General features: G+C 34.6%; 9 protein-coding genes. 5 read left to right on the top strand and 4 right to left on the bottom strand.

Annotated features, from left to right (window positions below; translation table 11 throughout):
- Positions 1-45 precede the first annotated feature (45 nt).
- Both AC27IF_RS06780 and AC27IF_RS06775 read left to right on the top strand, forming a co-directional pair.
- Positions 46-750, top strand: a complete 705-nt coding sequence (locus tag AC27IF_RS06780) for a hypothetical protein (protein WP_487053120.1) — start codon at positions 46-48, stop codon at positions 748-750.
- Positions 740-2,773 carry a DNA phosphorothioation-associated putative methyltransferase gene (locus AC27IF_RS06775; RefSeq protein WP_487053119.1) on the top strand — a complete coding sequence of 678 codons (2,034 nt, stop codon included), beginning with the start codon at positions 740-742 and terminating at the stop codon, positions 2,771-2,773. Before AC27IF_RS06780 ends, AC27IF_RS06775 begins: the two co-directional genes overlap by 11 nt.
- A 93-nt stretch (positions 2,774-2,866) precedes the next feature.
- Here the strand turns inward: AC27IF_RS06775 and AC27IF_RS06770 are convergent, their stop codons facing one another.
- From AC27IF_RS06770 to AC27IF_RS06760, 3 genes are read right to left on the bottom strand one after another with little or no spacing between them, the layout of a single operon-like run.
- Positions 2,867-3,787: a phospholipase D-like domain-containing protein gene (locus tag AC27IF_RS06770; RefSeq protein ID WP_487053117.1), complete on the bottom strand. Its 921-nt coding sequence runs from the start codon at positions 3,785-3,787 to the stop codon at positions 2,867-2,869.
- Positions 3,788-3,813: 26 nt separating this feature from the next.
- On the bottom strand, positions 3,814-5,622 hold the full coding sequence (locus tag AC27IF_RS06765) for an ATP-binding protein (protein ID WP_487053115.1): 1,809 nt from the start codon (positions 5,620-5,622) through the stop codon (positions 3,814-3,816).
- Complete coding sequence (locus AC27IF_RS06760) at positions 5,619-7,253, bottom strand: DEAD/DEAH box helicase (protein ID WP_487053113.1); 1,635 nt, start codon at positions 7,251-7,253, stop codon at positions 5,619-5,621. The genes AC27IF_RS06765 and AC27IF_RS06760 overlap by 4 nt, the downstream gene beginning before the upstream one ends.
- Before the next feature lie 302 nt (positions 7,254-7,555).
- Between AC27IF_RS06760 and AC27IF_RS06755 the strand changes: the two genes are divergently transcribed.
- From AC27IF_RS06755 to AC27IF_RS06745, 3 genes are read left to right on the top strand one after another with little or no spacing between them, the layout of a single operon-like run.
- Positions 7,556-8,500 carry a DUF4007 family protein gene (locus tag AC27IF_RS06755; RefSeq protein ID WP_487053112.1) on the top strand — a complete coding sequence of 315 codons (945 nt, stop codon included), beginning with the start codon at positions 7,556-7,558 and terminating at the stop codon, positions 8,498-8,500.
- Positions 8,500-11,730: a hypothetical protein gene (locus AC27IF_RS06750; protein WP_487053110.1), complete on the top strand. Its 3,231-nt coding sequence runs from the start codon at positions 8,500-8,502 to the stop codon at positions 11,728-11,730. The genes AC27IF_RS06755 and AC27IF_RS06750 overlap by 1 nt, the downstream gene beginning before the upstream one ends.
- Positions 11,731-12,810 carry a phosphoadenosine phosphosulfate reductase domain-containing protein gene (locus AC27IF_RS06745; RefSeq protein ID WP_487053108.1) on the top strand — a complete coding sequence of 360 codons (1,080 nt, stop codon included), beginning with the start codon at positions 11,731-11,733 and terminating at the stop codon, positions 12,808-12,810.
- A gap of 46 nt (positions 12,811-12,856) precedes the next feature.
- Here the strand turns inward: AC27IF_RS06745 and AC27IF_RS06740 are convergent, their stop codons facing one another.
- On the bottom strand, positions 12,857-13,972 hold the full coding sequence (locus tag AC27IF_RS06740) for a cysteine desulfurase family protein (RefSeq protein ID WP_487053106.1): 1,116 nt from the start codon (positions 13,970-13,972) through the stop codon (positions 12,857-12,859).
- Between the last annotated feature and the right edge of the window lie 242 nt (positions 13,973-14,214).

Below are 14,214 nucleotides of genomic sequence, written 5' to 3'. Positions count from 1 at the left end.
GTTTCATTTTATTGGGTTAGAGGAAGACAATTAGGCCTATTACTTATGACTACAGAGATATTATTTTCCTCTAAAGAATTCAAGCAACTATTAGGTGTTTCTGATTGCGAACTGATGCACATGCGAGTGTCTGGTGAGTTAAAATTTGTGAAAAAAGGAAATGCTTTTTTATATAAACTTCATGATAAGCAATTATTACTAAAGCATCCTCTAGCTAGTCAATTATTCAATTGGTATCAAGATAAGCACTCAATTAATATTGATAACACTCCTAAAGCAAGTGAGTCATTCCTATCAGCGAAAATGATGCTCGAAACTATTTTATTACCCATCAACAATAAATTTGGCGATATTAATATCACCTATGGTTTTGTGTCAGCAAAATTAAATAAATTCATTCAAAAAAACAGTGCATCTGGTACATACCCTTCTATTGACCAACATGCAGCATCAGAGTTCAACAACGCTAATAATCAAATTTGCAAAAGACACGGTTTAGCCTGTGACTTCATCGCTAAAGGTTATGAAAATGAAATGGATAAAGTTATGCTGTTTATAGTGAGCAATTTAGCTTTTGACAAAGTGTACTATTACGGAAAAAACAGACCTTTACACGTAAGCGTAGGAAATGAAAATTCTAAGCATTTGCAGGTAATGAATGAAAGTAAAAATGGTCGTAGGATACCTGGTAAAAGAGCATACGGTAATAAAGCCAAAGAATTAGCAGAAGAACTACAACATGAATGCTGAACAATTTAAAGAGTTAGTTAACTCACTTGATGTAGGTAAGAAGCTTCCTGACTCGATTTACTTCCATAAAGATGCTTTTTCTGATATTCCGCGGGCTTTGTCTAAGTTTATTAACGTTGTCGCAAAAGCATTAAAAATTGAAGATAAAAATTGGAATTTGGTTAAAGTTTTTAGAAATGACTTTCGCTTATCTCTTTTAAATTACCCATTATTTTATGATGATTCTTACCCTGCACTTGAACAAAGCGTAAATGTTGATTTAATTAAACTATCGCATCGCATAACTAGCTACTCAGCACAAGAAAACCCTCCCATCCTTCATAGAAAAGAGACAATGCTTCCTAAAGGACATGAGTTTTATGATCACTTTTGTATGATTACACAGGAGGGTGAAGCTGCTGGACTTTATGAGAATAGTCGTATGATAGGCTTTAAAAGCTCTTGGGAGAGACTAATTGCTAAGCATGGTTATGAGTTAGTTGATGGGCGCTTATTTAGGTGCTCAGCAGTAAATAACAATATTAACGATGACAAAGAAATTGATAGACATAAAACCGCCATCGTAAGGCATGAATTATCAGCCCCTATGAAAACCCTAGCCAAAAATGGATTTTTATCGGGTGAGTATTCAATATTCGATTACGGTTGTGGTAGGGGTGATGACTTAAGAGAGTTAGAAGCTCATGGGCTTGATGCACTTGGCTGGGACCCTAATTTCAGGCCTGATGCTGAAATAATTAACTCAGATGTAGTTAATATTGGTTTTGTAATTAATGTTATTGAAGATCAAGACGAAAGAATTGGTGCTGTATTAGGCGCATGGGAAGCAACTAATAAACTATTAGTTGTTTCTGCTATGTTGGCAAATGAAAGTTATTTAACACAATTTAAGCCTTATAAAGATGGAGTCATTACCTCTAGAAATACATTTCAAAAGTATTTCTCTCAAGCTGAATTAAAAGTTTATATAGAAAGAACCCTTGATGAAGAGCCTATAGCCATATCGCCAGGGATATTTTATATATTTAAAGATAAGGTGCTTGAACAACAGTTTTTGCAAAATAGGCATAAACGAAGCTATCAATGGCAACAATTAACAGCGCCTAAGCCTGTTAGTGAAGATCAGGCCAGAATACTATTTACAAAACATCAAGAACTTCTAGAGTCTTTTTGGCTGAGCTGTTTAGCTTATGGGCGAGTTCCATCTAATGAAGAATTCAGAGAGAGTGACAAAGTAAAGGAAGTAATAGGTTCAAATAAAAAAGCATTAAAGCTAGTAACTGATTGGTTTGGGTTGGAAGAGCTAGAGCTAGCTAAAAGTATGCGTAAAGAAGATTTGTTAATCTACTTTGCTTTAGGCATGTTTGAAGGAAGAAAAGCTTATACTCACCTCCCTGACGATTTAAAACGGGATATTAAAGCCTTTTTCGACACACATAAAATAGCACAGCATCAAGCTAAAGAGCTTCTGTTTGATATTGCTAATATTGAAAAAATTACTGCTGAATGCTTGAAGGCTAAGCAGGCATTACCTGCATCTAAGTTAACGCTAGAAAATGAGTTACCACACTCTCTTACTCTTCACAAAAATTTTATTGATGAATTATCTCCTCTATTAAGAGTATATGTTTATTCAGCCTTGCAATTGTACGGTGAGCTTGATGAGATTCAGCTCATCAAAATACATATTACATCAGGTAAGGTAACTTTGTTAGGTTATGAAGGTTTTGATAATTCACCACTACCACAACTTAAAGAGCGTGTAAAAATAAAGATGGCAGAACAAGATGTCGACTTTTTTGATTATGTTCGAGAAGAAAAACGGACAGTATTACTTGATAAGATAGAGTATATCGATGAAAGTTTTAAACAATATAAAAAGCAAAAATCTTTTAATACGAAATTACGAAAAGCCATCGACTTCTCTGAAATAAATAAACATAAATTAACAATGCTTTCATTATATGAATTAATAAAGCCTTTCTATGTAATAGAAGGCTTTAAACTAACACAATTAAAGTGAATTACTATAACTAACTAACTGTATTAACTAACACAGTCAGCTTCTAGGCTCTAGATTTAAAGCCTCAGAGGCAACTTGCTTCATTACTTTTCCTTATTTGATTATTCTTATTACTTCACTTCTGCTACCTGGAACATAAATTTCTATTTCATCTGGCGCATAAAGTCTTATATATTTGTACATATTAACTTGAATATCCTTTATATCTCTTCGATATGGTGCAGGGTCATCTGCTAACGCATCATGTAACATACGTGATATTTGACCAAACCCTAAATTTCTATCTCCTTGGTGTTTAACCACAGTTGTTTTGAGCCAATGATATGCCTTAGAGTTTTTAAATAATGACTGAGCATTGTCAAAATTAGTATTGTTTGACTCAATAATGGCGAAATCAAGAGAAGGGTTTATCTGGTAAATATCACATGGTTCACCCGGTTTTGCTAATGGAAAATCAGATACAAATATATCTTTAATTTTTGGCATGATATCTTCAGGCCAATTGTCAGGTACCTCTGGTTCTGTAGAGAAATTTAACTCATCGATAAAGGCTTGCATTTTATCCAGCCGTTCTAAGGTTAACTTAACAGAAGTGTTTATTATCTTATCAATGAAAGCTTTTGATTCATCGCTTGGAGCTACTTTTGCACAAGCTTCAAGATTACATTCTTCAATTAATGCAAGTCCTTTACCTGTCATATTCGCACTACCTGTAAATATCAAATCATTATCTATTTGATATATTTTTGCATGCAAATTTGAAAGGGCCTTAACAGAGTATCCAGATAGTAAACTTTCTCTAATGGCCTCAATATTACTGGCACCATCTATAAAGTCTTTGGGCAAAAATCTACCCACTAAAGCTACTTCAGGCAAATTAAATTTAGTTAATTCACTAAGCCAGCGATATGCTGGCTTAGTGATAAAGGCTGATATGATATTAACTTTTGTTGCATAAGGAAGACATGACTCTAACTTAATAGTTAGCTCTTTATTTGAAATTAAACTAGTCATGTCTGCCTAGTAGTTGATTGGCTAAATTAGAAATCATTAACATCGTCGTCTGTCGGCTCTTCTAAGAATTCACTGATTACACGTCCCCACTCTCTACGAATAAAGTTTAAGTGGTTTAACTTTCCTTCATGTGTAGTCTCATTCATTACACGGGCAAAGCCTGCAATAGCGGTTTGTATTACTTCTAACTCTTCTTCACCAAGTTTATTCACAAGCTTATTATAGAAAACATGGTTAGTGTTGAATAATACGAGTGTTAAGCCTTTACTAGTTGAAACATCGAAGAAAGCCTCAGAGTCTCTTGCAACATCTTCAATTAAAAAGCGATTACCTGTGAGGATTAATCGTTCAGCTTTACTTTCAGCTTCATCTTGAGTCATCCCACCAGCACTTTTAAGGTGCTCAACAACATCTTCTTTTTTTAACTCCTCTTTTATGGTTTCGGTTTTATGTCCATGCTTCTCTCTGCTTACCGAACCTTGAGTCGCTTTACCTGCCGCTCCTTCTGCAACAGTTTTTGTTTCTTCAGCACCTTTAACGCCTTTACCTATGACATTAATCGTTTCTAACGATTTTGTTAATGCGGAAACTTGTTTTTTTATAACACTGACTACTTTTAAAACTTGAAGTAAAGAGTCAGAATTCTCTTCTAAATCTCGAAGGTACTCTTGTTCAGAATCAAAGCCTGCCTGTGAACTAATAGAATTCATATCATATGGTATTAACTTAACAGCATCTTGCTTATTATTAGTTACACCAAAAACAGCATCTAAACTTGGTGGAAATGATATTTCAACACCTATAAAACGGCCTTTGCTTTCACGAAGTGCTGACGTCAGAAAGGAATCTCTTAAGACTAACTCTCGGTTAGCTCTTACAATTGAAACACCAACATTTTTGCTACAGTGTTTACCCCATTCTGTTCCGCCTAGTCTTCCTACAGTATTTTTTAATATCTTATCTGCAATGCTTTTCTTAACCATGGATGTGGTTATAGTTACATCATCTCGCTTTGGTTCACCGTTTTCATTTATATACTCAACTGAAACAACTTCTTCATCCATCAATTCAAAAAAAGCTTCATTTTTATAGCTACCAGGCAATACAGGTAATGATGTATTCTTTTTTAAATACATAGGGTCATTAGCTTTAAATACCTCAATCTTCCAAGTATCTAATTTTTCAGAGCCAGATGGTCGATAAGTTCGGCTTTCAATCTTTATATTGTCATTGCAAATAAAGTTACGATACATTCTACCAACTAGATGTTCACAATGACGGTAAATAGATTGCCCTGTTTTCCAACTGAGTCTATCGAGTTTTGACCAAATGATTAACGTACCTGATTCAGGTCTTTTGTTAAAAAAAGCTTCTTCATATTTTACGGGAATAGGAGAAACTTCAGGCACAGGCACTTCTTCTAAGGTACCTTCTTTCATAGCATCTACATCTAAATAGGTGTAATAAGGCTCCCCACCTTTTTGCCAACTCCAGACTTCCACTCTTTTACATTGTGAAATAGATGAATTAGGCAGCCCCATGCCAAACTTTCCCATGCCAGAACTATCATTACGATGAGTGCCACCACCGAATTGCATTGCAACTCGCAATGTTTCTGCATCCATACCATTACCGTTATCCCATAGGGATATTTCAGAAACAGTATAGTTTTTTCTTTTAGCTAATTTCTCTTCAATAAAGCCAACTTCAACTCTTGTTGCTTTAGCTTGTAGACTATTATCAATTAATTCAGCAAGGGCATATGCGGTATTGTTATAACCGTTGTCTCTTAACGATTCTATTACTGTTGATGCACTTAAAAACCTATTGCTCATTTTACTTCCTCAGTTGTAACCCACATATCATTCCAGTATTCAAAAGCGATATTGACACTTTGAAATTCAGGAATATCATCCATAACCGTATAAATATTACATTCTTTGTTTCCACCACTTCTAAACCCTCTCATTGCTCTCCCGGCCATTTGCAGATATTGCACTAAAGAGTTCATAGGTTTAGCAATTACAGTGACGTTAGTTTTAGGGGCATCAAAGCCGGCAGTAAGTACATTAAAGTTAACAAGTACTTGTAGCTTTCCTTCTTTATATTGATTGATCTTTGCTCTGCGACTTTCAATTGAGTCGTTTTTGCTGTCGATCGATGCAGCCTTAATCCCCTTATAAGCTAATGCTGTAGCTAAATTAACTCCATGTTCTACATTACAAGCAAAAACGATAATTTGTGAACCTAGTTCACATTCAAGCATAACAGTATTAAGAACTATTTTATTACGTTCAATGTTATTCGCTAATGCCTTCATTGTTTCTGTCCCGCCTGAATCCTTTAATTCGTACGCTGCAATACCAGAATGATCATAATTTAATGATTTAAAGTTTGCTTTAGCTAGATAACCATTTTCTACTAAGTAATCAATCGGGGATAAATACCCTGAAATTTTCATGGATATTTTGTTGTTATAAAAGAAATCTGCCAATTCTTTGTCTTCTTCAGATAATCCTTCAGCCGAATAACTTCTACCTGGCGTAGCTGTTAAACCAATAAGATCAGCAGTAAAGTCGTCCCCGGAAATGAAGTCGTTAACAACTTCACAGAATTTTGGAGCTATGGCCTTGTGAGCTTCATCAAAAATGACCATAGTGACGGACTTTCTTAATTCCTTATAAAGTAGTTGTAACTTTCTAGTATCGTTCTCTCTCAAGCTTAAAAATTTATGTAATCCCCCCACAACAAATCCTGAATCGATTCCCCCCAAGCTTTCATTTGAGTTGGAATAAAACCCGTATAGAGACGTTGCTCTATTTCCAAGTGATTGCCATGCTTTTTCAAATTCAGAATAGGCTTGCGAACATAATTCCTCTCTATCTGCCAACCATAATACAACATTTGATTTATTGGCCCTTAAGTGCTCAGAAGCAATATTCATAGCTGTACGGGTTTTCCCTGCTCCAGTAGGTAAATGAACTAAAACTCTATTGCGAGGTATTGAAGCTAAAGAAGATAGGACGTTTTGAGAAATCTCTTGCTGATAAGGATATAAAGCATAATTCGGTTCAACCCTAGAAATGCTATCTACTTCTGAATCATTGTTACTTTCGGTTTCATAAATTTTTTGTAAACCAATTTTTTCTGAGAATTTTAATAAATCTTCAGATGCCCAACTAATAGCAGCGCTATAGTGTTTAGGTGAAACTTGATGAGGGGAGAGTTCAAACTCTGGAAATAATTCTATAAATAATTGTGGCTTTAACCGATCGATTAGTAGGGCGCGTAACTTATCATTAAAAATAAATTCAACTTGTTTAGTACATGCAACGATACCCGCAAGCTTGATTTTACTTAACTCTGCATTTTCTGATGAAACATTTACCGCAAAATCTATTGATTGCTTAGGTAAAAAGGTAAGTAACTCGTCTTCAGAGAAATTAGATAATATTTTTTGTAACATGGAGATCCTTTTTAAAAGTCGTACAAAGCACGATATCCTTAGAGTTTTTTATTCAAACAATACTCGCTTTAAAGTAGCAGTTATTATAATATTCTCTTTTACCTCAGTTTATTGATTTATATTAATCAATTCAACTTAAAAACACTTTAAATCATGTGTTTATTAATGGTCCACAACACCCATTTAACCTTCCTCTCTGTGCACTGTTTAAATATACAGATAAAGGTAAACTTTTACTTTAACCTTGAAGAATAAACATATATTATTGCCTCTGGACAATTTCTCCAGAGGTAGCAACAGGAATGAAAGCTAAATTTACCGGTCACGACACTTTTCCCCTTAGATATGGCTGGCTCTTTAAAGCTGTTAACCATTTGAATTCCGGTGGTAAATTACAAACAAGCAAGGAAGAAGAAACTCAACAAGCGATAATTAAACTTGGTGTGGGTAAAAATATGGTCAATGCTATTAGATATTGGGCAGAGTCTGCTGAGTTACTATCTAGTAAAAGATCTCAATCAAATATTGATTATTTCACTTCAGAAAACGGCGATTACTTATTTAATACAGATACAGGAAAAGATCCGTATTTAGAACAAATAGGCTCTGTGTGGCTTGTTCATTTTTGGCTAAATTTTAATTTTCAGCACCTTAGCGCTTATCGCTATTTTTTTAATTATTCTCATGTGCAGCATTTCGAAAAATCAAAACTGCTTTCAGATTGTTCGAGTGATGCTAAAAAGTTGGTTACTAACGATACCGGTAATGAAAGTACTCTTAAAAAAGATATTGACTGCTTTTTAAATACTTATAGTAAAAAGTTTAAAAGTGATGCTGTTAAGAAAAAACTAACAATAGATGAAGAGCATTTTACCTCACCTTTAACTGAACTTAATTTAATTACAGATAATGGTGGAGGTTTTTATGTGAGCGATTTAGCTGAGCGTCCTGAACTTCCTATTGAAGTTTTTATTTATGGCTTAATTAAGTTTGCTCAAGTCGAAACTAAAGACTCAAAGATTAACAGTATCGATTTCGATTCACTATTAACGAAACCTTGTTCGCCTGGAAGAATATTTAGGCTTTCAGAAAGCGGTTTAGGGCAAAAGTTGGATGAGGCACAAGAGTTTTCTAAAGATGGAGTATCTTGGATTGATTCACTGGGCTTGCGTCAGGTAAAAATAAATGATGAATATTTAAGCGAGCCTTTAGCCGTGCTTAACAAATTCTATGGAGCTACTTCATAATGACGGACTCATTGATTAGTATAAATCAGCGCTATAAAAGCTCAACTAGAATTGATAGTCAACTAGTTGATTTTAAGTTGTTTTTAAATGATTTCATATTACATGGTACAGCGGTAAATGTATTAGATACGATTAGCCGTGATTTTGCAGGTAGTGAACAAAGAGCCTATACGTTAACAGGTCCATACGGTTCAGGTAAGTCTACAGTTGCATTGTTTTTAGCTAGTTTGCTTTCTACAAATAAAGCAGAACGTACATATGCAACAAATAAACTTGAGAAAGCTGAAGGCGTTCTTGATGATTTTACTCATCGTTTTAGTGTAAAAAAGGGTTGGCAGGTAATTAAGCATGTTTGCGGTCTTGAAGCACCTGCTAACTCTATTTTAAAAAGTATATATAGAGCTTTTGAAATTGACTTTAGTGTCGAAGACGTTAATGGTTTTGATGATGATGAATGCTTAGTTGAAATTAAACATACGTTAGGAACTACTTCAAGAAAAATTGATGGTACGCTTATTTTTCTTGATGAGATGGGTAAAGCACTAGATTACCAATCAAGGAATAATAAAGATTTACATTTTTTCCAATCACTTGCGGATATTGCGCAACAAGCCAAAAGCTCGGTTGTGCTTGTAGGATTCTTACATCAGTCATTTTCAGATTACGCAAAAAATAAAGATGCTAAAGCTCAAAAAGAATGGGCAAAAGTTCAAGGTCGTTATAGAGATTTAAGCTTTAATCCTTCAATTGATGAGTCACTTGTATTAGTAGGTGATTCAATTGCAAAAACACCTGAAATTATTAAAGCTTTAGAAAAAAAGCATAAGAATCTAGTTAGTCATGTGTTAGCGTACTTTGAACATAAAAACATCAATGAAAAAGCTTTATTAAAAACACTTCCACTTGATCCAATTGTAAGCTTGTTACTTGGTCCTATTTCTCGAAGACGTTTTTCGCAAAATGAACGAAGCTTATTCGGCTTTTTAGCCTCACATGAAAAATTGGGGTTTAGAGAGTTTTTATCGACTAATTTCGATTCAGGGATTGAATCAACAGTTCTATACCGTCCTGAATTACTGTGGGATTACCTACATTACAATTTACATCACCTCATTGTTACTTCGCATGATAGTAAAGCTTGGTTAGAAGGGTGTGATGCAATTTATCGAGCAGAGCAAAAAGGTACGGAGCTACACGTATCAATAACAAAAGTAATTGCGCTGTTGACTATATTTGGTTTTCAACATCATTTACATGCGAAAAAAGAATTTATAATTTCTTACTTTTCTGCTCAGGGTGTAAGTAAAGCAAAAACTTCTCAAGCCATTAAAGATTTAGAGTCTTGGACGATCATTATTTATCGTCAAAATCACAATGCTTTGTTTGTATTTCAGGGCAGCGATATTGATATTCACAACATGGTGTTAGAACGTATTGAGTCAGTTAGCCAAGGGGTTGATTGGACAAAAGTTTGTGATATTTCGCAAAATATTTTAGCAACAGCACATTACCATAGAACTGGCACCATGCGTTGGGCAAACACAAAACTCATCAATAAAATTGAACCAGGTTTTATTAATTCGTTAAAGAAAGAGCCTTTGAAAGGTGCTTCATTTCTTAGTTTTCTTCTCCCTGCATCTGCTGAGGTGGCAAAAGAGTTAGCAGACGCAATGCCTAACCTACCATTTGCAGCTATTGGTTACGCTAGCTCTTTAGAAAGGTTGAAAGAAGCAGCAATTGAGTTAATAGCTTTAAATCAAATAGCAAAAGAAGAAGACAAAATCGAGCATGATCTAATTGCAACAAAAGAGCTTGATAGTCGAGTTTTATTGGCATCTCAACAAGTTGAAAAAGAATTGTCGTCTGTTTTTCAACAATCTACTTGGCAGCATCAAGGTGAGGAAATAATAGGACGCTCTCTTTCTCAAGTTGCTTCGGTTATTGCTGGTAATGTATTCAATGCAGCACCTAAAGTTATTAATGAACTCGTTAATAGATCTAAACCATCAGGTAGTGCTAATGCAGCAATTAAAAAGCTACTTATTCGAATGGTTGATTACCCCGATGAAAGAGATTTAGGCTTCGACGCAGAAACTTTCCCTCCTGAGAAAGGGCTCTACCTTTCATGTTTAGTTAAAAAAGAGCTACATAAGTTTGATCCTGAGAGTGAGCAGGCTGACTTTTATATGCCGAACGAAAATAATGCTGATATGGCGTTATTATTTAATTGTGCGTTTAATTACTTACAAGATAATCAGAATAGTGTTGTTTACGTATCTGAGATTTATTCATTATGGGGTAAAGAACCTTTTGGTGTAGCAAAAGGTATACTGCCTATTTGGTGTTTAGCATTTCTAATGGCTAACACAGAGCACTTAGCTTTTTACGATAAAGACGTTAATAATAACGATATATTTATTTCTCAACCTGATGAAGAGTTTGCAATAAAACTAATTAAAGAGCCTCAAAACGTTGGTATTAAGTTTGTTGCAATGGATGGAATAAAATTGAACCACCTTGCTTCTCTAGCAAGTGCAATAAACAGCGGTTCAGTAAAACCCTCAACATTGAAATTAGCTCAAGAATATGTTCAGTTCGTTAGCGAGTTGACTCCTTGGACAAAAAAGACAAATAACCTGTCAAAACTTGCTCGCGGTTTTAGAGATCTAACTTTGTTAGCATCAGACCCTACACAGTATTTAATGGACGATATTCCTAAGCTATTCAATAAACACAAAGTTAATATTGAAACAGATAAAATTTCTGAAGTAATTAATGAATTACGCTCTGCACATCTAGACATGGTTAATGCTTATAGGGCACGCATAACATCATTCTTTAAGCTGGATCCTAAGTTACTTACTCAATGTAAAAATGTTACCCAATATACATCTGACTATAAACTTGAAACATTCGCTTTACGCTTAGCGGAATTTGCAAGTAACGAAAAGTGGGTTTCAAGTATTATATCTCTTTTATCGGGTGTAGCTGAACGAAACTGGGATGATATGGCGCTTGAAAAGGCTAACTCTGAATTGGTTCAGATGATAGACAAGTTTAAAACAGCATCTCACTATGCTGTATTAGGAGACTTATCTCCCAATAAAGTAGATAGAGAATTTAAACAAGAAATGAATTCAGTAAAAGAGACTCTTCAAAAAATAGAATCTGCCAAGCAACGAGCTATTTTATTAAGAATTCTTGAGTCACTAGAAACAGAGGAAGTTTAAGTGAGTTCTACAAAAAAGACATTACATGTGCTCGGCCTTTCTGGCGGTAAAGATAGCGCTGCACTTGCTATGTATATGAGAAAAAATTACCCCGACCTAGATATGCATTACTACTTTACTGATACTGGTAAGGAGTTACCAGAAGTTATAGATTTTGTTAATAGGTTGGAAGGTTATGTTGGAACTATTATTGACCCTTATGAAGAAGTTTATACTTCTAACAGGGAAAAGAAAAATTTTGATTTCCATTTAAAAAAACATAAAAATTACCTTCCGTCCCCCCAAGCAAGATGGTGCACTATTCAGATGAAGTTAGTGCCTTATGAGTTGTGGGTAAATAAGAAAATGAAAGATGAAGGATATGAAGAAGTTGTTTCGTATGTAGGAATAAGAGCTGATGAACCTGAACGAACAGGTTTCATGACTAACTCTATCTCTGAAAACTATATGAAAATTAAAATGCCTTTTAGGGAAGATGGTATTGACCGTAATGGTGTTTTTGACATTCTTAGAAAAGCAGACTTATTTTCCGACCATCCAGATGTAATTTCGTACCGTGAACTTAAAGAACTCAGTGAAAGTGAAATAACTGCGCATTTTAGTGCTTTAGTGAAAAAGAAGCATAGAGACCCTGAATATAAAGGGAATGTTGACGCTAATACTTTACGAAAAATAGTTGAAGCCATGGATGATGGTAAACCTGGTTATTACGGTTGGCGTTCTAGGAGTGGTTGTACATTTTGCTTTTATCAACAAAAGATTGAATGGTTAAGATTAAAAGAAATATATCCAGAAGCTTTTGAAGAGGCGAAAGAATATGAAAAAGCTGCTGAAGATGAACGAGAAGATGGTACGTTTTATTGGTTAGGCAAAGACACACCTCTTTCAACTTTAGAATCTGATGCAAGAAAAGAGCAAATAGAAACGAACCATAAAAAGAAGTTTGAACGTTTTTTAAAGAAGAAAAATAAGAGGCGTAACGCGCTTCAAATTGCCGTTAAGGAAATTGATACTGATTATATGGATGACATATACGATGAAGCTGAAGGCGGTGGAGCTTGTGTAACCTGCTATAAGTAGCTAAGAATTACCTCATTACAAAAACACAAATAGATCTACGATGAGATTAAGAAAAAGCTTTAATCTCTTCGGCTAGTTTGTCTATCGAATCATAATTGATGTCTAGTGGAAAACTTATTCTAAAAGTTTTATCAGCTATTTCTCTTGTTAAACCGATGGCACAGAGCACATGTGATGGTTCTATTTCTTTTGATGAGCAAGCAGAACCTTGTGCTAAACATAATAGGGTTTCGTTTTTTCTAACCAATGTCTCTGTATCTGTTTCAGGTAGCGTTATCGATAAACAATTTGCTAATGTATTGGCACCATTGACATTAAATATTACGTTTTCGGCTTTAAGCTTACTTAGAAAGTACTGTTTAATATTTTTAGATTTAAAGCTGGAATAGTACTTTCCAAAATATTTAATAGCTGCACCAAAACCTAAAATTAGTGGTGCTGCAACAGTACCGCCTCGTAAGCCATCTTCTTGCCCGGCTCCGTGTATCAATGGCATTAAATGTTTTTTACGTAAATCACGAATATAGATTGCGCCTATCCCTTTCGGCCCACCAATTTTGTGAGCAGAAAATGACATGGCATCTACATTAATATCATCTACATCAACATCTACTTTTTCAAAACTTTGAGCTGCATCACTATGAAATAATACCCCAGCATCAAAACAGGCTTTTCCTATTTGTTCGATAGGATTAATAGTTCCTAACTCATTATTTACATGCATTACTGAAACAAACGCTGTATCTGGTCTGATTGCATTTGTGACTGCTTCAGTTTCAATTATCCCATCTTTATTTGGTTTTACATAAGTAACTTCATAACCGATGGATTTAAAATAATCACATATGGCAAATGTACATTTATGTTCAACCTGAGTAGTTACAATATGCTTTTTATCTTCTGATATTTCTTTACCTAAAAGCAGACTTTTAAAAGCAATATTATTCGATTCTGTTGCACCACTGGTAAAAATAATTTCACTTGGGTATGCTCCTATTTGATCTGCTAGTTGTTCTCGGACTTTATTAATTTCATCAGAAACTTGCTCTCCTAATAAATGACTCGATGCAGAGTTAGCATAATAATGTTCAAAAGCCTCATTTAGGGATTGTTTGACTTCAGGCAGGATAGGGTATGACGCGGCAGTATCTAAATAAATCATTCGTTTGTGATTAAGTTAAACTATTTTACACATCAGGATAACATGGTTTAACTTAAGATGATCAAAATAGGGATTGTTTACCCATGTTGTTGTCGAATTAGAACTTAGTGGGTTGTATTATATTACTATGTATTTTTACAGGGTCTCAATTTTGACCAACAACCCGATAATAGCTAATGATGTTTCGAATATTGAACTTAGGCATAAAGACTGTTTACCTTTATTATTACTGATTAGCACTT

The organism is Colwellia sp. KS18-150 (assembly GCF_057551365.1).
This window is presented reverse-complemented; position numbering and strand designations above follow the sequence as displayed.

Excerpts from the sequence above, each read along its gene's own strand:
- AC27IF_RS06775 (WP_487053119.1), top strand. The coding sequence starts at position 740 with ATGAATGCTGAACAATTTAAAGAGTTAGTTAACTCACTTGATGTAGGT.
- AC27IF_RS06760 (WP_487053113.1), bottom strand. The coding sequence starts at position 7,253 with ATGTTACAAAAAATATTATCTAATTTCTCTGAAGACGAGTTACTTACC.
- AC27IF_RS06750 (WP_487053110.1), top strand. The coding sequence starts at position 8,500 with ATGACGGACTCATTGATTAGTATAAATCAGCGCTATAAAAGCTCAACT.
- AC27IF_RS06765 (WP_487053115.1), bottom strand. The coding sequence starts at position 5,622 with ATGAGCAATAGGTTTTTAAGTGCATCAACAGTAATAGAATCGTTAAGA.
- AC27IF_RS06755 (WP_487053112.1), top strand. The coding sequence starts at position 7,556 with ATGAAAGCTAAATTTACCGGTCACGACACTTTTCCCCTTAGATATGGC.
- AC27IF_RS06780 (WP_487053120.1), top strand. The coding sequence starts at position 46 with ATGACTACAGAGATATTATTTTCCTCTAAAGAATTCAAGCAACTATTA.
- AC27IF_RS06740 (WP_487053106.1), bottom strand. The coding sequence starts at position 13,972 with ATGATTTATTTAGATACTGCCGCGTCATACCCTATCCTGCCTGAAGTC.
- AC27IF_RS06770 (WP_487053117.1), bottom strand. The coding sequence starts at position 3,787 with ATGACTAGTTTAATTTCAAATAAAGAGCTAACTATTAAGTTAGAGTCA.